We start from the raw sequence: 22,136 nt of genomic DNA on the forward strand, positions 1-22,136 counted from the left end.
CTGTCAACAGGAGACCAGTAAATGAAACTCAACTCGAAACCAATCTATTTGCCGATTTATCCGGCGAAGCTGTCCGCAAGGGCGGCTGGCTTGCTCGCGCTGCTGGCAGTTGCGACGGGTGCTTTCCTTTTCAGGGCCGGGCTGCTGGCGCCCGTCGCGGCGCAACAGGCGCAAGTGGCGGTGCTCAACGCCGCCAGCTTTAACCCCGATCGCCGCATTGCCCCGGATTCACTGGCGGCGGCCTTCGGACAGTTTGTCACGCAGAACAATCAAAATTTTAGCGCACCTGCTGGCGTGTTGCCGCTGCCGACGACGTTGGGCGGCGTGCAATTGCGTATTAACGGCGTGAGTGCGGGTTTGCTCTTTGTCGGCACACAGCAGCTTAACTTCCAGGTGCCGCCCGCATTGACCGATGCGCCGAGCGCCACGGTGACGGTGACGAATTCGGACAACTCGACGCGCACGGGCACCGTCACGGTACAACGCGCCGCGCCGGGCCTCTTTTCGGCGGCGGCCAACGGGCAAGGCGTCGGCGTGGCGCTGACCACGTTTGATGGCGTGACCTACCAATCCGTTTTTAATCCCGGCAATCCGCCGACTGAACGCGATGTGGACGCCGGTACGCCGCAGCGCCGCAATGTGCTGGTGTTGTTCGGCACGGGGCTGAAACTGGTCGGCAAGCAAAACATCGGAGTGACTTTGCAAGGCGTGCCTTTGCAGGTGGATTTTGTCGGCGCGGTCGGCGGGCTGGCGGGCTTGGATCAGATCAACGCCTTTCTGCCGCCTGAAGCAGCGGGCCTGGGATCGGTGGACATTCAAGTGAACGCCACGATCCCAAGTGACAGCGCGTTGCAACGCTCGAATAAGACCACCATTAGAATGGGCGGGCAATTGCCGCTGATCCGTGTGCTGCCGATTACCGTGAACACGCCCGTGGATGGCGAGTTGACGGCGGATGACCAGATTCAACAACTTAATGACGGCACGAAGCGGACGTATTTCTTCGACGCCTATCGCTTCACGACCACGCAAGCGAATACCACGGTCGCCATTGATATGCGTGTGCGCGGTAATTCGACCGTTGACCCAGCCGTGTTGCTTTATCGCGTCAATAACGGCTCGCTGGCCTTCTTTGGCGAAGACGACCAATCGGGCGGGTATGGCAATGGCAGCATCGTCAATAACAATGCGCTTTATTTTGCCGTGTTGCCGACGCCGGGCGATTACGTGATCTTTGCGACCAGCGCCAATGAACAACCGGACGGCTTGGGTACGTATACCTTGCGCTTGCGCGACAATGTCATTACCCAAACCAGCTATGGTTCAACCGTGAACGGCACGATTGCGACCACCGATGTGCAAACTGCGGCGGGCACCTATCTGAAAGCGTATTGGTTCTCGGCGGCCGCCAATGACAACGTTGATGTGCGCTTGAATGCGACGGCTTTCGACGCCTTTCTGATTTTGCAGGCGAATGAAGGCGGCTTGCCGATTGCCAGTGACGATAATGGTGGCGGCGGCACGAACTCGCGCATTCAGCGCCGCTTGGGCACAGAAGGCATTTATGTTTTACTCGCCACGCCCTACGAGCCGAATCGAACGGGTGCCTTCACGCTCATCACCAACCGGGTCTCCAGTCTGACCGAAGAGGAGACGCCGGTGGCCGGCCCGCAGCGCGGCTTGCACGACACGCGCGGCGAGTTGCGCCCCCGCATGACCGGCCGCAGCGGTGCGCGCGTGATTGAACAATAAGCGTAACGGCGTCCCTGACGTTGGAAAGGGACGACCCACACGCACAAGTGGGGAAAGAGCATGGCGTATGGGTGCAGGCTTTTAAGCAGCGCCCAAGGCTGCTTTGAGAAAGCAACGCCATGCTCTTTTCCGTTTTCCCGGTGACGGCCAAGACCTGCTTGACCAGGCCTGTTGATGATTTCTCAAACGATAACCCTCGTCATCGTCTTAGGAGCCTTGGCCCAAAACGCCAAGGCCACACCTGGCGCGGGTTCGCTCAGCGCCATTTTGCTCAGCGGTTTTTTGGTCGGCCTGTTGCACGCGCTGGACGCCGATCATCTGGCGGCCGTCTCGACGTTGGTCAGCGAGCGCCGCAGCCTGTTGAGTTCTTCGTTGATCGGCGGCTGGTGGGGGTTGGGGCATACGCTGTCGTTGTTGCTGGCCGGCGCGGCCGTCATCTTATTGCAGGTTCAAATCAGCCCGCGGTTGGAACAAACCTTTGAATTCGGGGTCGCGCTGATGTTGATCACGCTGGGCGCAAACGTGCTCTACAAATTATACAAAGGCGGGCAACTGCACGTGCACGTTCATACGCACGGCGCGCGTCAGCATATTCATCCGCACTTGCATGCGCCGGCGACAACGGCTGAACCGCAATCACAGCCACAATCACATCACGGCCTTAGATTGGGCGCGCGCCCGCTGCTGATCGGCATGGTGCATGGTTTGGCGGGGAGCGCCGGGTTGTTTTTATTGGGTGTGGCGGCGATTCAGTCGGTGGTGGGGAAATTCGCCTACATCGTTGTGTTTGGCGTTGGTTCGATTGGCGGCATGATGCTGATGAGTTCGCTGTTAAGCCTGCCTGCGTATTTGGCAGTGGCGCGTTACACTCGTGCCTATCGCGCGGTGCGGTTGCTGGCGGGTTGTTTCAGCTTCGGGTTCGGCTTGTGGCTGGCCTATGAAATCGGGATCGGCAAGGGGCTGTTGCGCTAATCAAAGCGAGGAAAATCAATGCGTCAACGAATGGTTATTCTGCTGTGTCTGTGCTGCGTGGCAAGCTGGCCAGCCACCTGCTTAGTGCGTGCGCAAACAACGCCCGCGCCGGTCGAGGGCGATTATGTAGCGCGCGACTTCCGCTTTGAGAGCGGCGAGACCTTGCCCGCCTTGCAATTGCATTACCGCACGCTGGGCCAGCCCCTAAAAAATGCGGCAGGCCAAGTGCGCAATGCCGTCTTGGTTATGCACGGCACGACTGGCGCGGGATCAGGCTTTCTGTCGCCCTCGTTCGCGGGCGTGCTCTTCGGCGCGGGGCAACTGCTCGACGCCAGTAAGTATTTCATCATCCTGCCCGATGCTATCGGCCACGGAAAATCGTCGAAGCCCAGCGATGGCTTGCACGCTAAATTCCCGCACTACAATTACAACGACATGGTGACGGCGGACTATCGCCTGTTGACGGAAAAGCTCGGCGTCAATCATCTGCGGTTGGTGATGGGGACTTCGATGGGCGGGATGCATACCTGGGTTTGGGGCGAAAAGTATCCTGATTTTATGGACGCGCTGCTGCCGCTCGCCAGCCTGCCCGTGGCGATTGCGGGCCGCAACCGGTTCATGCGGCGCATGGTCATTGATTCGATCAAAGGCGATCCCGATTGGCAAAACGGCGAATACAAAACGCAACCCGTGCGTGGGCTGACGGCGGCGATTTATACGCTGATGTGGATGGTCAGCACGCCGCTGCAACAATACAAACAGGCGCCGACACGCGAGGCCGCCGACAAACTCTTCGACAATCAGGTGCGTTCCTACCTTAGTCGTATGGATGCCAATGACATGCTTTACGCCTATGACTCGTCGCGCGATTACGACCCCGCGCCCAAACTCGAAACGATTCAGGCACCGCTCGTAGCGATCAATTCCGCCGACGATCAAGTCAATCCGCCCGAACTCGGCGTCGCCGAACGCGAGATCAAACGGGTGCAGCGTGGCCGCTTCATCCTCATTCCCATCAGCGACCAGACGCGCGGGCACGGTACACATTCGCTGCCGGCGTTATGGCAGCAGCATCTGGCAGCGTTATTGAAAGAATCAGAACACCCTGAATGAAACGCCTTACCCTCGCAATCGCAAACGTCAACGTTGCACCACAAGCGCAAGAATTGGCGGCCTGGCCGGCGCATCCGCTGGTCGAGCGTATTCTTTGGTTGCGCCAGCCAACCGCGCCGCCCGCGCCCGCCGGCACCCAAGAGTTAATTACCGACAGCTATTTTTCCGGCCCGCTCATCAATAAACTGCTGGCGCTATGCCGCACTGATTATCTGTTGTTGCTGTTGCCGGGCGGCGCGGTTGAACTGGGCGCGCGCGCTTTGGAGCGGCTGGTGCAAGTCGCTGATGACACCGAAGCCGGGTTGCTTTACAGCGACTATCGCGAACGCCAGGGCGTGGAAATCAGCGAGCATCCGCTCATTGATTATCAAACGGGCAGTCTGCGCGACAACTTCGATTTCGGCGCGCTGCTGCTGCTCTCGCGCCAGGCCGCGCAGGTCAGTTTGCAGGAATACGGGGCCGTGCCTGACAGCGTGCGCTGGGGCGGCCTGTATGACCTGCGGCTCAAGCTCTCCACTGATTTCGATGTAGTGCGTGTGCCCGAACCGCTTTACACGCGCGCGGCGGTGGACACACGGGCGAGCGGCGAAAAGTTGTTTGATTATGTTGACCCGCGCCAGCGCGAATACCAGCTTGAGATGGAGCGCCTCGCCACCGAACACTTGCAACGCATTAACGCCTGGCTCGCGCCTGAATTTGTCGCCGTGCCCGAAGCTGACGAAGCCTTTCCGGTCAAAGCCAGCATCATCATTCCCGTGCGCAATCGCGCCAAAACGATTGCCGAGGCCATGCGCAGCGCTTTGACGCAGCAAGCCGATTTCGACTTCAACGTCATCGTCGTGGATAACCACTCCACCGACGGCACGACCGAGTTGTTGCGCGCACAGGCGGCTGATAACGGGTCACTGATTCATCTCATTCCCACCCACACCGATTTGGGCATTGGCGGTTGTTGGAACGAAGCGCTCTATGCGGCGCACTGCGGACGCTACGCCGTGCAGCTTGATTCCGACGACATCTATGCGGGGGCGGATACCCTGGCGCGCATTGTGGCGGAATTTGAGCGCGGCCCGTATGCGATGGTCATCGGGTCGTACACGATTGTGGATTTCGACCTTAACGAATTGCCGCCCGGATTGATTGATCACCGCGAATGGACGCGCGCGAACGGGCGCAACAACGCGTTGCGCATCAACGGGCTGGGTGCGCCACGCGCCTTTGATGTTTCGGTCTTGCGCCAAATCGGTTTGCCGAATGTGAGCTATGGCGAAGATTACGCCGTAGCCTTGCGGCTCAGCCGCACGTATGAAATTGGCCGCATCTACGACTCGCTTTATTTTGCGCGGCGCTGGTCAGGCAATTCCGACAGCGCTCTGCCGCTGGCGACGGCGAACCGCTACGACAGCTATAAAGATCATCTGCGCACCGTCGAGATCGAAGCCCGGCGGCAATTCAATGCCAAGGCGGGCTTGCGGCAAACATGAATTGGGCCACGCGCATCCTCAGTCAGGTTGAACTCGAACCCTATGCGGCAGCGCCGCTGGCAGGGAATTGGCCCGCACAAGTAAACGCGCTGCTCGCGCAGCAGCAACAGACCTGGCCGCAATTGCGCGAAGCTACGGACGGGTTGCAGCAAGTCGAATATCGGCGCTTCAACATCAAAGGCGCAGAAGTGCTGGCCCAGTTCAATCCCAAACGCCTCGTCAGCACGGCGGCCAAAGTGGATGCGGCTTCGATTCAAGCGCGCCCGTGTTTTTTATGCGTCGGCAATCTGCCCGAAGAAGAGCGCGGCTTGCCGTTTGGTGATGATTTCGTCGTGCTCTGCAATCCGTTTCCAGTCCTGCCCAAACATTTGGTTGTTACCGCGCGGCAGCATACGCCCCAAGCCGTCGCGGCCAGCTTCGGCAGTTTGCTGGACGTGACGCGGGCATTGGGCGCAGACTTTTTCACGCTTTACAACGGGCCGAAATGCGGCGCGTCGGCCCCCGATCACTTGCACTTTCAAGCCGCAGAAGCCACGCGGCTGCCACTCTGGCGTGAACTTGAACGCGGGCCTTTACAACGTTGGCCGTCAGCCTCGGCAGTCGAGACCTTCACGCTGCCCTGCTATCGCATCAATATGCTAGGCGCATTCGGCAGCGACCGTACTGCTTTGCTGGCCTGGTTTGAACGGGCCTTGTCTACACTGGCGGCGCTTACGGAAAGCAAGGATGAGCCGTTGCTGAACCTGCTGGCAACCTTCAACAACGGCCGCTGGTGCGTCTTGCTCTTGCCGCGCCAGCGGCATCGCCCGACCTGTTACGACGCCGAAGGCGATGCCAGGTTGACCATCAGCCCGGCGGCGATTGATCTGGGCGGCGTGCTGGTCGTGCCGCAGCCAGAGCATTTCGCGCGGCTGACGGCCGTGGCGTTGGGACAGATTTATACTGAGGTCACGTTGCGAGACGATTTGTTTACTGCTTGGTTGACACAACTTACCCAGGATTGAGTGGGGGCAGAAGCGTGAGTAGTGCAACCTGCCGAGGTTGCGCGGTGTCACGGCTACGGCCAAGGCTTCACTTGCGGCACCACGCAACCTCGGTAGCATTCGTTTCTACATAAGTCTGACGCTCTGTGTCTTTGCCCTGAAAGGGCAGCATTCAATAGCCGTGGGCAACGCCCACGGTAGGCCGTCAGCAGGTTCTACGGCCCTGCCGGGGCCGGACTCGACGTCGAATGCGGCCCCGGCAGGGCCGAAAATTCTTCCCGAACCGTTCCGTGGGCGTTGCCCACGGCTATTGAATTACGCCCTTTCAGGGCTTTTCTCGGAGCCGGTAGACTTGTGTAGAAACGAATGCTCGGTAGGTTGCGCTACCAATGCCAGCCGCTTGGTTGTTGATTGAGGAGTAGCGTGGTGTGGCAAACCGATTCTGCTTGTTTTGAGGTGGCCATTCTGGTGTTGGACGAGTGAACCCAAAGACAAGTATTACGAAATGCTGAAGGTCAAACGGTAACGAGTAACAATGCTGGCATTGCTTCAAGCGGAACCAAGGGTGAAGGTCGGGTTGCTCACGCGTGCGACGCAGGTCGGCTTTGCGCTCGCGGGCGCTTGCCTGGCAACCAACGGACATCGGTTTTCAAAAGGCGAATATCTAGCGACCGTTGAAAGCGACGGGAGCATCGCGATCACTGCTGCGCAGGGCGGTGTTGTCAGGTTCGCACCTGCCACTGACATTGAATTGACCTGCGCGCAAGCGGCTGCTTTCACTTTGCGCGGCGTGACCATCGGGATTGATTTTCATTGGCAGCAGCAGGAAGACCAGACTTTTACCGGGGCTTTGCTCTTGCATACCGATTCGCAAGGACGCCTGACGGTCATCAACCGCGTGCCAGTCGAAGAGTACGTGACCAGCGTGATCGCTTCGGAAATGAGCGCGACGGCGCACCCCGAATTGCTCAAGGCGCACGCCATCATTTCGCGCAGTTGGTTGCTGGCGCAGCTTGCCCCTTGGAAAAACGCGAGAGCCAACGCCGGCCAAATCCAAACGGCTGAAGAAATTGTGCGCTGGTACGACCGCGAGAACCACACGGGCTTCGATATTTGCGCCGATGACCATTGCCAGCGTTATCAAGGCGTAACCAAAGTGACCGCCGCGAACGTCTTTGAGGCTATCAATGCGACGCGCGGGCGGGTTTTGGCCTATGCGGGCGAGTTATGCGATGCGCGCTTCTCGAAATCCTGCGGCGGTTTCACCGAACTGTTCAGCACGGCTTGGGAAGATGCGGACGTGCCGTACTTGCAGGCGTTTTATGACGGCGAGACTTTACCGGCTGATGGCCGCTTGCCGTTGAGTGACGAAGCCAACGCGGCGGCCTGGATTCAGCAAACGCCACCCGCGTTTTGCAATGCACCTGAGCCGGCGATCCTGACGAAGATTCTGCCCAACTTCGATCAGGCGACGACGGACTTTTACCGCTGGCAGGTGACGCTGGAACAGGCCGAGCTACAGGCTTTGCTTGAACGCAAGCTGGGTTTGAGCTTCGGCGCAATCCACGCGCTGGAACCGGTTGAACGCGGCGCTTCCGGACGGTTGAAACGGTTGCGGATCGCGGGCGCGCAACGCACGCTGATCATCGGCAAGGAATTGGAAATCCGGCGCGCCCTCTCGCCATCGCATCTTTACAGTTCGGCCTTTGTCATTGAACCGGGCGCGGTGCAGAATGGCGTCCCCGCGCGCTTCACGCTCCGTGGCGCTGGTTGGGGGCACGGCGTCGGGTTATGTCAGATCGGAGCCGCGTTGATGGCCGAACAAGGCTACGACGCCGCGCAAATCTTGCAGCATTACTATCGTGGGACACAACTTTTCGAGTTATACCGAGGTGCTTCATGAACGAGTATTACCGGCTCGAACTGCCACAGCGCCGCCGTCTGCTGGCGGATGAAGGTTTTGTCCGGGATTGGACGCGCATTTGGACGCATCCAGATGGCCGCGCCATTGGCGAGGGCGTCGCGGCAGCCTTAACCGATGAAGCCTTTTGCCGGTTCTTGCACGTCAGCGTGCCGCACGAACTCGCTGATCTCTGGGTCGAAAGCGCGCGCGCCTGATGAGGCGAAGTTGCGAACCTTTCTTCTTACCTTTCCTAACCGTCTGCGAGGTGTGTGTTGGCAAAGTCCGCAATCGCCTGCTTCCTGTTGCTCGGTTTGGTACTCAGCGTCTGGCCCCTGCTCAGCTTTGCCCAGCGCCGCCGCAACGAAGACTTTCCCAACTTTCGTGAAGAGTTCACCCACAAAACCAGCAGCGGCAAACGCGGCGAGTACACCTTTGCGCGCTTGCGCTACAGTTCAAACGGTTGGCGCCCAATGTGGACAACCGATTATCCAAAGGCTGATGCGCAATTGATCCTGGGCTTGCGCAATTGGGTGCAGAGTTCCCTGAACATCAGTGACGAAGCCACCACCGTGCCGCCTGAAGTCCGCGAGCTTGCCAAATACCCTTTCATTTATGCGGTCGAACCCGGCTTTATGCAATTGACCGATGAACACGCCGCCCAATTGCGCGAGTATTTGTTGCGCGGTGGTTTCTGGATGCTCGACGATTTCTGGGGCGAATACGAATGGCAGAACGTGCAAGAGCAATTGCACAAGGTCTTCCCCGAATACGAAATCAAAGAGTTGCCGCTCGACCATCCGCTCTTTCATTGCTACTTCGACATCAACGAAGTCGTGCAGGTGCCGAACGTTGACAACATCATTTATCGCGGCCGGACGGATGAAAAAGGCGGCATCGTGCCGCATTACGAGGGCATCGTGGATGAAAGCGGGCGCGTGCTGGTCTTCATCGCGCGTAATTGCGACAACGGCGACGCCTGGGAATGGATTGATGAACCGCGTTATCCGCTGAAGTACGGGTTGGCTGCTTATCGGTTGGGGATGAATTGCATTGTGTATGCGATGACGCATTGAACTACATCAACGTGAAGACAAGTGATGCTTGATTAGTGCCGTAACCTTCATGCTTTGGGTAGTGATCTTAAAGCAGGCATTTCGCTGCTCTGGGCGTTCAAGGGTTGCAAACATTCGCGTTGACCGTGTTGTCGGTCATTTGCAACGAACCAAAGAAAGGTTTCCTGTTCAGCGTCAGCCTCACGACCATTGACTGAAACCAAAGGTGTCACGACACGATGCCTTATGCTGGCGGGATTGCCGATAAGCTCTAATGCCTGCCGAATATCTTGGTTCATCGAAGTACGGAAGGCTTGGCGCAACGGCTCAATAGCAAGTGGCGTCGCCGTAACTGTCCGCTCGCCGGCATACATGTCAGGCCAATCCTGTTGTTGAGCGTTAGCCGCGAGCCAGCATTCGCTATAACGCGGCGCAAAGAGTCCAGCGGGACTGTAACGCGCGTGCCGATTGATGCGGAAAAAGCCTACTGGTTCGATATTGACTGCACCTAAGCCCAGCGATTTTCCCATGCCCAGCTTGTGGCGGAACTCTGGCGTCGGCTTGAGTGTGTACAACAACAGCCCAAATTCCCGTGTGCTGAGATTGTCGAAATCTACGTGAAAATAAAACTCAGTCTGTGCTTTGATGGGTGTAATCTTGGTTTTTTGCTGGTTCCGCTCGCTGTTTCGTGTTTCCCAGGCTTTGGCATTGATGTCTTGCGGACGATGGTGTAAGTAAAACTTGCGGCCTTGTGGAATATGAATTTGTGAGTTTAGTTCACCCTTCGAGATATGACGGTTATTACCAGCTTTTCTTTTGAAATATAAAGCAGGACTGGGAGGTTTTGGGCTGTCCAGAATTCGTAAAATTACAGGTGATAAAAGACAGTCATCCCCAGCATTTGTTTTACCGTGTGAAAAGTAAATGCGACTTCCCAAAGCAATCGCCGATTCCTCACTACCTGTTTTCTGATCCTCAACGAAACCAAATAGCTGTTCAGCGATTGAGATTTGCTCACTATACGAATCGAAAGGTAGAACCTCTGGGTCTATTTCAGCAAAAAACTTGAACAAAGAATCCAACTCAATTTTCCTTATTCGCCCCTGACTCCATTTTCGATAAGAATAAGCTGTATCTGCCAATACACGCATTGCTGAATTGCTAGCGGCCTCAGCGAGGCTAGAAATCAAGCCACGCAAAGAGGAAGCTGGGATTGCGGGCTTTTGATCAAGCAAGAAAGGCGAAACATCAGCCGGAGTTTGCTCACTGGCTTCTTTACGATTGGCCCCGATAAAAATCGGCGATTCAGTTGTAAGGCGACAAATGATACGGCCAGAAAAGGTTCTATCTACATATTTATCGTGACGCACCTGATTGACCTTCAAATCCTCGAAGTCCGCGACTGAAAGATCGTCTGGCCGTGCTTCATCAACGACAGGGACGAAATGGTAAGGATTGTGATAGTGCGTCATTGGTGATTCCTCTCTGTCTGAATGCGTCTGTGAAGCTCAGTTACCCATTGCTGCAAGATCGTTCGGGTTGCGTCATTGAGTGTGGTGGTTGAACTGAGCGTCGCCCATTGGGCAGGTGTTAATCCGGCTTTGAAGCTTGCTGGGCAATCGTCCCAGCTTGGCAATTTCAAGCTTTCAATTGTTAGTTTTGCTGTGCCATAACCTTTTGCCGCGCCTAAACCCAGGCGCACGTCGCCTTCCATAAAATCGCGTAAAACTAACGTCAGCAATCCAAGCGGCCAACCATTTCCGGCAATATGTCGTAAGCGCGCCAGATTAAGCGAGATTGTGCCGTGTAGTGTCGGACGATCAACCGATCTGGCATTGAATTTTTTGGCTTCAGCACCGCCCCCGGTAAAGCGGTCTATGGCGACAAATTCCTGTTGGAACAATTCGTTTTCCTGAACGGTATCTGTCGCCACAAAGTCAGAAAACCCAATCGTCGCCTTCCAACTGGTGCTGCCGAATAGCAGGCAGATTGGACAGAGCAGCTTGAGTTTATCGGTTAACTGTTCGTGAAGTTCATCCACATGACAGGCTTGGCGTTCCCCGTTGTCATTGAGATAACAAGCGCATTTTTCATTGCCGATAGTGCGCACGATCTTTTCAGCCTGCGCACGAAACGCGCCGCGCAGTGAAGTTGCTGGCAATAGCGGCTTGCCATTGGCAGTCAGCAATGGCGTATGACCAGCTTTCTTCTCCCCAATGGTTCCTGTTCGACTGGGATCGTTGACCAAAAAGTTACTCAGAAAATCAAGTCGGGCCTTCAGCGTGACCGATTCCGTAGTGTTGGCAGTTGGATAAATCTGCTTGGCCTGTGATTCGAATGCTTGCCGTTCGTGAAGCGGAATTGACTTTAATGCTGCATAACCAGTAGTTGGCGCGTCGCTGGCAATCCACGCCGCTACATCGTCTTTGGTCATTCGTTGCAGGTCGGTCAGTTCCCAGCGGAGCGTTCCATAACCGCTGCCTGTACCTGCGCCCAGCTTCAGCACCTCCACATTGAAATTGTTCAGTAGCCAGAGCAAATCAGTAATCTCGGCATCGGTAAAATCTTGTCCGCTGATGGCAATAGTAAAACTAACACCCGGAGGCACAAATTCCTCGTGAAATAGCCGCTGCTCACTGGCGGTTTTGGTCAGGCGATCCAGCGTGACAGCAGCGGTCACACCTGTCAGTCGGATTGGCTCCCAATGCGGTGGCTTATACGGAAACGCAACGGGAATTGGGTCAAGAATGCGGGCGTCATAAAACTCTGCTTTACCACCAACTGCAATTGGATTTCCGGCGGCGTCTTTTTTTTCAGGGTCTTCACTGCCAAACAATTGTTCCGAAGTTAGTAGCTGGGTCTTTTTTGCATGGGATCGCAGGACTCCTTTGAGTGAAGAACCTGGAATGTACGGACGTTCATTGCAATCTGTGCCGACAGCATTGATTTCTATCTTCCCCTGTGTTTTTTCATTCACGAAGTCCGGGCGCGCTGTTTCACTGCCATTGCCAATGTGTAAAGGGGCCTGCGTCGTGAGCCGCCCGACGATCATCCAACGATTAAGAAATGACATGGGCTTCTCCTTGCCTGGGGTAACTGGTCCAGTGGACATCAAGGTTCACGGCGATTTCTCCATAGCCGCCTTCCGGTAAAAATGGACAGGTCGTCCAATGATTGCCATAGCGTTCAACAGCCCATTCTGGCAAAGGCAAGCCGTGCGCAAGCCACTGGTCAATGCAAGTCTGCGCGTCGGATGACAGCCCCGGTGTGGCTTGCAAAACGAAGACGCTGCCTGGATCGGTAAGTAACCACGGGCTATATGGTTTTCCTGCTTGAAAGCGATGCCAGAGATACTGACCGCCTGCCAGCGACTGCTGGGCAAAGAACTGCGCCAGTTGAAGCGTATTGCCGGAAAGTTGCGCCCATGCCGCTTGATAGGCAGTGTATAGATTTGATTGGAGAATGCTGTCTTGGTCGCAAAGCAACGCCGGAGTTTGTAACGTCACAATCCAAACGCCATTGCGCGATGTATTTTGTGAGACGTGCATAGTGGCCAAGGGAGAGGTCAGTACTTCGACTGCAACGTGCGCTTTAGTTTTGCCAATCGCACCTATGCCATTCGACAACAGGTCAAGTAATTGTGCCTCGACTTTGCTTTGGTCGTGTTGAGGAACTGCGCCTAAATCAATCTGGCAGAACCAATCCGTTTTGTGAGGGACCACTTTTTCATAGGCAAAAAGCTGTTCGTCTTTAGCCTTGCGACGATTGGAATCAATTGCTGTGCGGACTCGCAATTCGCGTCCGGGTTCCACCCAGCCAAACTTTTGTTGCACATCATTATTGGTTTTCCAATCTATGGCAAACTCAGGGGCTACCAATTCATTGTTCTCATCTTGCAGGAGGAGTGGTGCTGCTGACCGCGCTACGTCATAAACCTTCTTACCAGCCTTTACGGTTGATAGCGGGGCAGTGACAGCGCGAGCAGTGTGCCCTTTTTCCACAGGAAAGGCGTGTGTAAAGCGTACCTTTTCAAAGTGACGGCAAAGCTCAGGGCGAACAGGGTCAGTATTGGTGTCAATCGTGCCCTGCATAGGTTGCCCCAACAATGCTAGCCAGGTACTTGCCAGACTTCCTTTGATGGCTGCACCGGGAAGAATGGAATCCGATTCAAACAGATTGGGATCAATCCGACGACGCGCTATGCAGAATGGCGCACTTGGTGACAGCTTGAGTGAAAGCACATCCGCGCCTGTCGCCATGGTAGTTTTGGCTACAGTCGCAGCTTTTTGAAGTGGGCTAACTTTGACATTCAACAAACGCCCAAAACCAACCGAACGTTCCGCACCGAAGCTCGTGATCCAACGCAATCCAATTTCCACCTGCTGCCTGATTTGGTCGGCGGTATTCGTATCGGCAGCGCTGAAACGAACTGCACCTGAAAACGTCACGGCTGCACCTACCTGATAAGGTGCATCTAGGACTTGATAGAACCCTTTTTTGACCGCACCGCTCTCAGCCTCAATGCTAATTCGATAACGTGTTTGGTCTTTATGCTGGCGCTGACTGGTGAAATCGCCAAAATATAAGGCCCCGCGTAATGGAGCATACGAAGAAACGTTGTGGTGATCTGAGCGATTCCCCAACAATGTTGCCGTGTCAGGCTGAAAGACCGCGCCAACAGCAGATTGCAATTCCGTCCAGGCTTGTCGTAAGCGACCCTTGATTAATGTGCCAGGGAGGTAATGCTCATTTTTACTGTTGCGGGCGAAGGGGCTGGAAACACCACTCGTTCCCACAGCAGTCGAATGTGTCAGGATTGGCCCCTGTAAAACCAAATCAATTTTTAGATCATAATCAAGCATTAGCGGTCTCCTTAGACGAGATAATCCCAAAGGGCATTGGCGTGCAGCCAGAAGCTTTGTTCACCAAAAGAATTGAACAATTGCTGCAACGCATCTTCAGGCTTGCCAGCTTTGATGGCGGCGGATTGAAGGCGTTTTAGTAGCTGTTTGCGGGTGCTTTCTCGCTGCGTGACGCTATCGGTTGGGCGTAACGCCGTCAGTAGTTCTTCTGTTAATTCGTGGAGTGGTTTGCGCGGCAACTCTTCCGCATAGTCATAGACAAAATCACCCAACGCTGCCATTGTCATTCCATCCAGAATCAATGTTTCAGGATTAAGAGAATCAGTTGTTGTGACAGGTTGCGGGCTACGCTCGCGGCGATACGCTTCTAAATCGCGTCCGACGTGATCGAATGATTCTAGTACCTCGTAAGCAAAGAGATTTTGCGCACGGCTTTTGGCTTTCGCGAGTTTCGCTAGGTTTTGTGCCAGTGCCGTGATGCGATGAATCGGGGCGTTATGATGACAGAAAACAAGCCCGCCTGAATGACGCAGCGGCTGCCCTTTGAATTGCCATTTTTCTGACTGTTGATAGAAGTATTGCAAAGCTTCCCATCCCTTCCACGCCGGGACAATCCACATCAATTCATCGCCGCCCCAAAGCAAGGTCTCAACCCGATGCTTGCCTTTGCAGGTTTGCCAGTCACTATCCGCTTCCATGCAATCTAGCAGTCCTTCTAACATCGCGCGGCGATAGGATTGCACCGTCTGATCAAACTTCAACCATTCGGCGCGGCTATTACTGACCGATCTTTTGATGAAGCCAAACTGGTTGCCGTCCAGATATATCAGCGCCATTTTGCCATTCAAATTACCTTTGGCTTTGTCCTCGGTTAGCTCATTCAATTCGTGTGTGAAGTTGCGTTGCAATGGCCTGCCGATGTGCTCTTCATAAAATTTCTGCTTGAGCTGTTGCCCAACCTGGCGACGTGTTGCTACCGATTCACTCACCCGCCAGGTTTTGTTTTCAGGCGCAGAAACATCGCGCGTTGCCGCCCGTACCAAATCAATTTCACAAACTTGGACACCCTGCGCGGAAGAAAGTGCAAGCGAAGGCGATTGCATCTGTTGCCAACGATTCTTTGCTTGTAACACTTCGATGTCGCGTGCGAAGGATTGGTCGTCGCTTTTAGGCTGAAAGCTGACTACAAATGTCGCGTGTTGTAACTTAGCGTCGTTGGCTAGCGTGGTCTGCACAGCATCGCGAACAGCCTGTGCGGTGGTTAAGTCCGTGGCTTCAAATTCATAAAGGCCAATAGATGCCCCAGTCGTTAAGACTTTTAAGTTGGTAGGCTGCACTAAGTCTGCCAGCTTTTCTACCGCATTTAAGAGTAGCAAGCCGCCTCCACGCACTGTGCTTAAATCCTGTGTGTCATACACAAAGTTGCCGAGGTTGACGGCTTCCACTCGCAGAAAATATTGACTCATTCCTGGCCCTTTCTCTTCAAGTAATCCTTAACCAAGCTTTCTGTGTTCACATTCATTTGCTCGTCATCTTTGGATTTATAACGGTTATAAATCCAATCAAAGATAAATGGCGCGCTTCGTCTATGATCGTAGATTTCATTTTGCAGATTACGCGAGGCAAGCTGTAGTTGGTCATCGGTCAGCTCGCCCTTAAGCGTTTTTCCCCAAAGCCTCTGAATCTCCGCATAAAGGCGGTCAAGTGTACGGGCGGCTTCTTGTTGTTTCTTAGTTTCGCGAATACCCCATTGGAACGCAGGTAGAAATGGAATAAAAGTTTTGAAAACAAAATCTGTTAAAGCCATTCCATACCACATTCCAAAGAGCGTTAGTCCAACAAACAGGCTCGGTAGGCCGAAGGAGACGACTGTTGCATAGCGACGTCGCAAGGTTTTATCCCATCTGATGTTGGCGCGCTGACAAAGCAACCTTGCAACAGAGAGCGGGACCTCCCCAACACTGTTGGAATACCAATTCTTGAGTTTGGCAAAATCAGAGTCAACGCCACGATGTTTTTCAGCTTTTTCGTTAACCAACTCTTGTTCTGGGCGGACTTCTAGTTTCAACTCGTTCCATTCCAAGGCGAACAAATCACAATCGAAGTTTTCCTGAACCCTAGCCGCTTGTTGAGCTAACTGCTTTTGCCGAGGTTCCAGTAGGAGCATATCGAGAAGGGCAATCAACATACTCAAAAACGCAGCTCCCTTTTCGATCCAAGGTTCAATCCAACGGCCTTTGGTAAGAATACCGAGTATTGAAAAAGCCACTGCCAAGCCAATGGTCAGAATCATTTGCCATACCAGAATTCCTTTGGCCTCAGAATATAGTTCGCGTTGTGCAGCTAATTCTTTGAGATGCTCTGGCTCATTTTGGTTTGCTGGAATTAAATTCATAGCTTGGTAGTCAGTGATGAAAAGCTTGTTAAAGAGACATCAAACTGAAAAACAGGTGGGACGTGCCATTTCAAGCCCGAAAACCACTCACTTGTTATTGAATTACGTATTGCGGTACTACGGAAGAAGTTGCTCGCGGCGTGTCCCTTCCCATCCATTTCGGTGCCAAGTGCGCTGAGCGGAGCGGAGTCTAGGCCAAATGGTTGGGGCCGTCAATGTTTAGCTGGAGTGCAAAACAATACGAATTGTCAGATTCTTGTTGGGCTACGAACGGGCATTTCTGGCCGCTGACAGATCAGAGCTACGCTGTCGGGGGGCGTAGGCTTCGCTGCTGTGAGTCGGAAGGCGGCGCGGTAGTGGGGGCGGTAATTGCGGAGCATGCGGTTGGCTCAATGATTCACACTACAAACTTATAGCCCACCCGATGCACGGTGATGATGTGGTGGGGGTCGTGTGGCGTGTCTTCAATCTTTTGCCGCAGCTTGGCGATGTGCATGTCTACGGTGCGGGTGATGGGGAAGCTGCTGTAGCCCCAGACAGCGTCGAGCAATTGGTCGCGGGTGATGACTTCACCGCGATGTTCGATGAAGTACTTGAGGATTTTGAATTCGCGCGGTGAGATGTCGAGCGGCTGGCTGGCTTTGGTGACCTCGAATTTTTTGAAGCTGACTAACACGTCGGCAAACGTGAAATCATCGTGGTTGTCAGGCTGGCGTGTGGTGCGGCGCAAGAGGGCTTCGACGCGCGCCATCAGTTCCATGAAGCTGAACGGTTTGGTGACGTAATCATCCGCGCCGATCTTTAGGCCGACGACTTTGTCAATTTCCTGGCCGCGCGCCGTCAGCATGATGATGGGCGTGGCGTTGCCGGTGCTGCGCAGTTGTTTGCAGACATCGAAGCCGCTCAGCTTGGGCAACATCACATCCAGGATGATCAAATCCAAATCGCGTTCGGTGGCGAGTTTTAGGCCAGCCGAACCGTCACGCGCGACTTGCACGTTGTAGCCTTCGTATTCAAACCCATCGCGTAGGGCGACGGCCATGGCCTGATCGTCTTCGACAATTAAAACCTTGCTGTTCATATTTCTTAACCACGAACAAGACCGGGACAGTACCGCGCGCGTGAGCAAGCGCGCGGTCATCTGCCGGGCATTGGGATTAGTTACCAAGCGCCGCTTGCTCACGCGCGCGGTACTGTTCAATCATATTTCAGACTGAGAAATCGAGGTTGCCGCCCCCAGCAAACTGCCGGTGTTGGCTTGCTCGCGCGGTTGCGCGTGTTCGTCCACCGGCAAATGAATCGTAAAAGTGCTGCCTTTGCCGAGTTCACTTTCGACCGTAACTTTGCCCTGATGCGCCTCGACGATGTGCTGGACGATGGACAATCCCAGCCCGCTGCCTTTGACGTCGTGCACCAGGCCGGTGCTGACGCGATAGAACTTTTCAAAGACTTTGGCGCGCTCATCCGCCGCAATGCCGATGCCGTAATCGGTGACGCTGATAGTGACGAAGGAATCCTGTTGTCCCAGCTTGACGTTAATGGTGCGTGACTCGCCGGAGTATTTGACCGCGTTGTCCAACAGATTGATGAACGCTTGTGCAATGGCGTCCGAATCCATTACGGCCAAGGGGAAATGCGTTTGCGGCGTGTCAAACGTGATGGCGAAACCGCTTTGTTCCAGCCGCACGGTGAAGGTCTTGAGCGTTTCGGCCACGACGGCCTCAAGATCGGCCGGTTCGAAGTGATAGGTCTTTTGGCCGGATTCGATTTTGGAAAAATCGAGAATGTTGTTGATGAGTTGGGTCAAGCGGCGGCTCTCGGTTTCGATGTACTCGCCATACTCACGAATCTTCTCGCCATCGCGCACGCGCCCCATTTTCAAAAATTCGCCGAAGACGCGAATCGAAGCCAGCGGCGTGCGTAATTCGTGCGAAACGTTCGAGACGAAATCCGCCTTCATTTGCGATAACCGCATGGCGCGCGCGGCGGTGCGCAACGTCAGCACAATGCCGCCAATCAGCACCAGCGCGGTGAGCAACGACGAAGCCAGATTGGTCAAAAAGTAGCGACGGCTCCATTGCTCCTCGGTCATATCTTTCATGCGCATGCCGACGTTCCAATCGCTAAAGACGAAGGGCAGTTGGTAGGCGACCTCATAGGCCATGCCTTCATACGGCTGGCTGGCATAAAAGACATTCTTTTTCTCGTTCAGCGTGAGCACGACCTCGCGATATTCTTCCGGGAAGGCGCCCGGCAGGGCTTCGTTTAAGGCCGGCAACAGAAAGTCATTCTGAAAAACCTGTTGATCGAGGAACATGCCCACGACGCCGACCACGCGCGACTTTTCATCGGCAATCGGTTTCACCAGCAAGCGGTTTTGCGGGTCGCGTTCATCCACCGAAAGCCGCAACGAGGGCGCTTTGGTGTTGGTCATCGCCATCGCCGTCCAATTCGCCGCCGCCGCGTGGGCCGCGCCCAGTTCGCCGGACGAAATGTCTTTGCGGATGGAGCAGGAGCGTGGATCGTAAAAATCAATGAAGGTAAAGGTCGGGTCTGACGGCCCCGCGACCATGCCGATGAACAGCAAGCGCGCGCCTTTGAAAGGGTGCTGGCGGAAGTGGGCTTCAATCTGCGGGTAATCCAAATACTGGCGCGGGTTCATGATGCGCGGAAAGGCGCTGGGCCGTTTGTGCACTTCTTTGGGATCGGGGTAACGATAAAGAAATGCCGTCGCGGGCATGCTCAGCACGTATTCGGCTTTCTCTTTATAAATGCCGTTGACCTTGCTAACGGCTTCGGCCAGCACGCGGCGCATGTAAACCGTGCGCGCGGTGGGCAAAGTTTTCTGTAAGACAGACAAGGCGCGGTATTGCAGCGCCAGATTGATCAGCAAGGGCACGGCCACCACGACCAGACCAAGCCAGAGCCTATTCTGGCGGATGAAGTGTTTCAGTTTCGGCAGGAATTCCATAGGCGCTCCGGCAGTTCATGGTTGCCAACACGGGGCAGTATACCGCGAATGCGAATGCCCGGTTCGGCCAGCCTTGATCCTTTTACATCTCGTTGACAACATTTACCGCTTTTTACTGCGTCTTGAAGACATTTACCTGGCGTTGTAAGAGACTGCCATTGTCAAAGAACAAGCAGTTCTCGCCCAAGCGGTTGCTTATGCGCGCAAGTCCAGGATTTGAGTGCTTGTCATTACCCAGATATTTGCACGAATCGCGCGAGCCGGATTTTAGCCCGCGGAAGCGGGCGGCAGCGTAAAGCCCAGGGTGGAGCGCGCAAGCGCGGAACCCTGGGAACATTGGCGATTACGCGCGTAGCCCGCGAATGCGGGCGGCAGATGATGTTCAGTTACGCCAAGGTCTGCCGCCCACTCCGTGGGCTCTTGGCTTCAACCGATGCCGTCCCAGGGTTCCGCGCTTGCGCGCTCCACCCTGGGCTTTACGCTGCCGCCCGCTTCCGCGGGCTGTGTTTGTGCAAAGATTTGGGTAATGACAAGAATTTGAGTGCGGGTGAAGGGAAGTAATTATGACTGCGGAAATGGCCGTACAGAAAATGGTTTCACCCCTGCCGCGTGCGCCCTTATCGCTGGTAACCCAGCCGCGCGTGGTTGAGTTGGACAATTACGAATGCTTCACCGGCATCAGCCAGAATGTGATGGACTTGAAGCAGTTCATCAGCGTCCAGGCTTCGCAACAGCAACCGGTGTTGTTAATCGGCGAACGCGGTTTGCGCCAGGAACAGATTGCGCGCGCGCTGCACAACGCCAGCGCCAATTGGTCGAAGCCCTTTTTCGCCGTCAATGCGCACGGCTTGAGCGGCGATGCCTTGCACGAATTGCTGTTCAACGCCAACGGGCACCCAAACAGGCAGGCCGGCATGCTCGAAACCGTCAAGCAAGGGACGGTCTTTATCAACGAATTGACCAGTTTGACGCCGTTGCTGCAACAGCGTTTTGCGGTTTATCTGGAAGAGCAACGTTGGCGCAAACACGCCAGCCTGATCGAGCAACGCTTGATCTTCGCTTCGGAATGCAATCCCGAAGAACGCACGGCGGACAATCGCATTGCTTATGGCCTGGTCGAATTGCTGCGCTCCTACAGCTTCGCGCTCAAACCGCTGCGCCAGCGTAGCGAAGACGTGCCCTATCTGGCCCGGCATCTGGCGGGGCGTATCGCCAAAAAGCTGGGCAAAGGGCCGGCTGAGATTTCGCCAGCGGCTTTGCGCGTGTTGATGGAATACGAATGGAAGCACAACATTGACGAGCTTGAGGCGGTGCTCGAAAGCGCGCTTTCCAATCTCCCGCCCCAGCAAGTCGCAGAAGAGTTTTTGCCCTCGCATATCCGCTTCGCCAAATTGCGCAGCATCCCGCCCGACGGGATCGAATTGCCCAGTCTGGTGGATGATTTCGAGCGTTCGCTGATCGTCACGGCGTTGCAACAAAGCGGCAACAGCCAGACCAAGGCGTCAAAGCTGCTCGGCTTGCGCGTGCAAACGCTGAACATGAAATTGAAACGCTTCGCCGAGCAAGGGAGGCCGCTGCTTTAACCCAACAAGTTTCCCCCACAACCCAACCGCCGCCCGCGCCGACGGCGCCGCAAAGTAACAGCAGGAGATCACGGTCAGGCAAGCTGGTTTTGTTTGCCATTTGCGGCGTCGTCGGGGTGGGCGGCGGTTTTGTTTTGAGCGTCGGCGATGAGAAAGCTGGCGCAGGCCGCAAAGTAGGTGTCATCGAAACAGGTGTAATCGCACAGCAACTCTTCGCCCTCCTGAATATCGCGGGCGGCGACATCCCGGCGCGGCGTCGCGCTGATGTTCGGCGCGTCCGCACTGTGGTTGATGAAACGCAGGTCATCGAAGCAGAGCACGTAGCGGCCCAGCTCTTTGTCGAAATACGCATACTTCCGAAATTGCGCGCGCGCCGGGGGCGACATGCGGGCGATGTCCGCTTCGTCGTAGGCGGTATCGAAAGCCGGGTCGTATTCCCACGTGACGGTGCCTTGCGGAATGAACTCCGCCGCAAAGATGCCGATGCCGTGCACGCGGCTCGGGCCAATTCTGGTTTTGACTAACAGCATAAAGTTTCAACCTCCGGTACGCAGCAACAGCCAGCCAATGCCGCACAAGACCAACACGGCTACCAATCGGTCAATGCTCGACCATTGCGCGGCCCTGCCGTTGATGACGGCCACCCCGATGAGCGTGACCGAGAACCAAAACAGGCTCTGCAACTCCGGCGAGACGACGCTGAATTGTTGGAGAAAGCGCAACGAGTAAAGATAGAGCGCCATCCCAACCAGAAAGTAGAGCAGCGACCGCAGCGCCGCCGCTTTGACCAAGGCACCGCCCTGCCACATCCGCGCGGCATAAACGAAGCCCTGCGCGTCGCACACGCCCGAAAGCAGCGTCAGGGCGATGAGCCAAAATAAGGGAAATAGGTTTTGCATTTCAGATGGACACCCCTGGGTACGCAGCGTGGCTTTGCACAAAGCGCCCCGAAAACAGTCCCCGATTTGTGCAACTCGGATTTTTGCACAAATCGGGGACTCATATCGCCTTGCAAAATAAGGCAATGTAACTAACCGATTTGTGCAAACCTTGAACGACTTATGCA

General features: G+C 55.2%; 18 protein-coding genes. 9 read left to right on the forward strand and 9 right to left on the reverse strand.

Translation table 11 applies throughout. The features are described from left to right. The first annotated feature begins 21 nt into the window (after positions 1-21). The 8 genes from HY011_31945 to HY011_31980 all read left to right on the forward strand — a co-directional run bounded on the left by HY011_31945 (position 22) and on the right by HY011_31980 (position 9,280). Positions 22-1,752 carry a hypothetical protein gene (locus HY011_31945; GenBank protein MBI3427559.1) on the forward strand — a complete coding sequence of 577 codons (1,731 nt, stop codon included), beginning with the start codon at positions 22-24 and terminating at the stop codon, positions 1,750-1,752. A 174-nt stretch (positions 1,753-1,926) separates the two neighbouring features. Then, positions 1,927-2,724 (forward strand): hypothetical protein, encoded by a 798-nt coding sequence (locus HY011_31950; protein ID MBI3427560.1) that lies wholly within the window; start codon positions 1,927-1,929, stop codon positions 2,722-2,724. An 18-nt stretch (positions 2,725-2,742) separates the two neighbouring features. After that, positions 2,743-3,837, forward strand: coding sequence for an alpha/beta fold hydrolase (locus HY011_31955; GenBank protein ID MBI3427561.1), 1,095 nt, complete (start codon positions 2,743-2,745; stop codon positions 3,835-3,837). Continuing rightward, positions 3,834-5,321 (forward strand): glycosyltransferase family 2 protein, encoded by a 1,488-nt coding sequence (locus HY011_31960; protein ID MBI3427562.1) that lies wholly within the window; start codon positions 3,834-3,836, stop codon positions 5,319-5,321. The genes HY011_31955 and HY011_31960 overlap by 4 nt, the downstream gene beginning before the upstream one ends. Continuing rightward, a complete protein-coding gene (locus tag HY011_31965; protein MBI3427563.1) occupies positions 5,318-6,325 on the forward strand; it encodes a DUF4922 domain-containing protein in 1,008 nt (335 codons plus the stop codon). The genes HY011_31960 and HY011_31965 overlap by 4 nt, the downstream gene beginning before the upstream one ends. 514 nt (positions 6,326-6,839) lie before the next feature. Beyond that, complete coding sequence (locus HY011_31970; GenBank protein MBI3427564.1) at positions 6,840-8,207, forward strand: SpoIID/LytB domain-containing protein; 1,368 nt, start codon at positions 6,840-6,842, stop codon at positions 8,205-8,207. After that, complete coding sequence (locus HY011_31975; protein ID MBI3427565.1) at positions 8,204-8,422, forward strand: hypothetical protein; 219 nt, start codon at positions 8,204-8,206, stop codon at positions 8,420-8,422. The genes HY011_31970 and HY011_31975 overlap by 4 nt, the downstream gene beginning before the upstream one ends. A 57-nt stretch (positions 8,423-8,479) precedes the next feature. Then, the gene (locus HY011_31980) at positions 8,480-9,280 is read left to right on the forward strand and encodes a DUF4159 domain-containing protein (protein MBI3427566.1); all 801 of its coding nucleotides are present in this window, start codon (positions 8,480-8,482) and stop codon (positions 9,278-9,280) included. Positions 9,281-9,327: 47 nt separating this feature from the next. Here HY011_31980 and HY011_31985 read toward each other — a convergent pair whose 3' ends face one another. From HY011_31985 to HY011_32015, 7 genes are all read right to left on the reverse strand, one after another. Next, on the reverse strand, positions 9,328-10,731 hold the full coding sequence (locus HY011_31985; protein MBI3427567.1) for a TIGR03986 family CRISPR-associated RAMP protein: 1,404 nt from the start codon (positions 10,729-10,731) through the stop codon (positions 9,328-9,330). Continuing rightward, complete coding sequence (locus tag HY011_31990; protein ID MBI3427568.1) at positions 10,728-12,332, reverse strand: hypothetical protein; 1,605 nt, start codon at positions 12,330-12,332, stop codon at positions 10,728-10,730. Before HY011_31990 ends, HY011_31985 begins: the two co-directional genes overlap by 4 nt. Beyond that, positions 12,319-14,121, reverse strand: a complete 1,803-nt coding sequence (locus HY011_31995; protein MBI3427569.1) for a hypothetical protein — start codon at positions 14,119-14,121, stop codon at positions 12,319-12,321. The genes HY011_31990 and HY011_31995 overlap by 14 nt, the downstream gene beginning before the upstream one ends. 11 nt (positions 14,122-14,132) lie before the next feature. Beyond that, positions 14,133-15,587, reverse strand: coding sequence for a hypothetical protein (locus HY011_32000; protein ID MBI3427570.1), 1,455 nt, complete (start codon positions 15,585-15,587; stop codon positions 14,133-14,135). Then, positions 15,584-16,516, reverse strand: a complete 933-nt coding sequence (locus tag HY011_32005; GenBank protein MBI3427571.1) for a hypothetical protein — start codon at positions 16,514-16,516, stop codon at positions 15,584-15,586. Before HY011_32005 ends, HY011_32000 begins: the two co-directional genes overlap by 4 nt. 397 nt (positions 16,517-16,913) lie before the next feature. Then, positions 16,914-17,597 carry a response regulator transcription factor gene (locus tag HY011_32010; GenBank protein MBI3427572.1) on the reverse strand — a complete coding sequence of 228 codons (684 nt, stop codon included), beginning with the start codon at positions 17,595-17,597 and terminating at the stop codon, positions 16,914-16,916. Between the two features lie 120 nt (positions 17,598-17,717). After that, complete coding sequence (locus HY011_32015) at positions 17,718-19,487, reverse strand: HAMP domain-containing histidine kinase (GenBank protein MBI3427573.1); 1,770 nt, start codon at positions 19,485-19,487, stop codon at positions 17,718-17,720. A gap of 563 nt (positions 19,488-20,050) precedes the next feature. On the opposite strand from HY011_32015, the gene HY011_32020 reads away from it, so the two are divergent. Then, entirely contained in the window at positions 20,051-21,070 is a 1,020-nt protein-coding gene (locus tag HY011_32020) for a sigma-54-dependent Fis family transcriptional regulator (GenBank protein MBI3427574.1), read from the forward strand. Between the two features lie 74 nt (positions 21,071-21,144). Here HY011_32020 and HY011_32025 read toward each other — a convergent pair whose 3' ends face one another. Both HY011_32025 and HY011_32030 read right to left on the reverse strand, forming a co-directional pair. Next, the gene (locus HY011_32025) at positions 21,145-21,600 is read right to left on the reverse strand and encodes an SET domain-containing protein (protein MBI3427575.1); all 456 of its coding nucleotides are present in this window, start codon (positions 21,598-21,600) and stop codon (positions 21,145-21,147) included. A 6-nt stretch (positions 21,601-21,606) separates the two neighbouring features. Beyond that, positions 21,607-21,969 (reverse strand): hypothetical protein, encoded by a 363-nt coding sequence (locus HY011_32030; GenBank protein MBI3427576.1) that lies wholly within the window; start codon positions 21,967-21,969, stop codon positions 21,607-21,609. Between the last annotated feature and the right edge of the window lie 167 nt (positions 21,970-22,136).

The sequence above is a fragment of the Acidobacteriota bacterium genome (assembly GCA_016196035.1).
In the GTDB taxonomy this organism is placed as follows: domain Bacteria; phylum Acidobacteriota; class Blastocatellia; order RBC074; family RBC074; genus JACPYM01.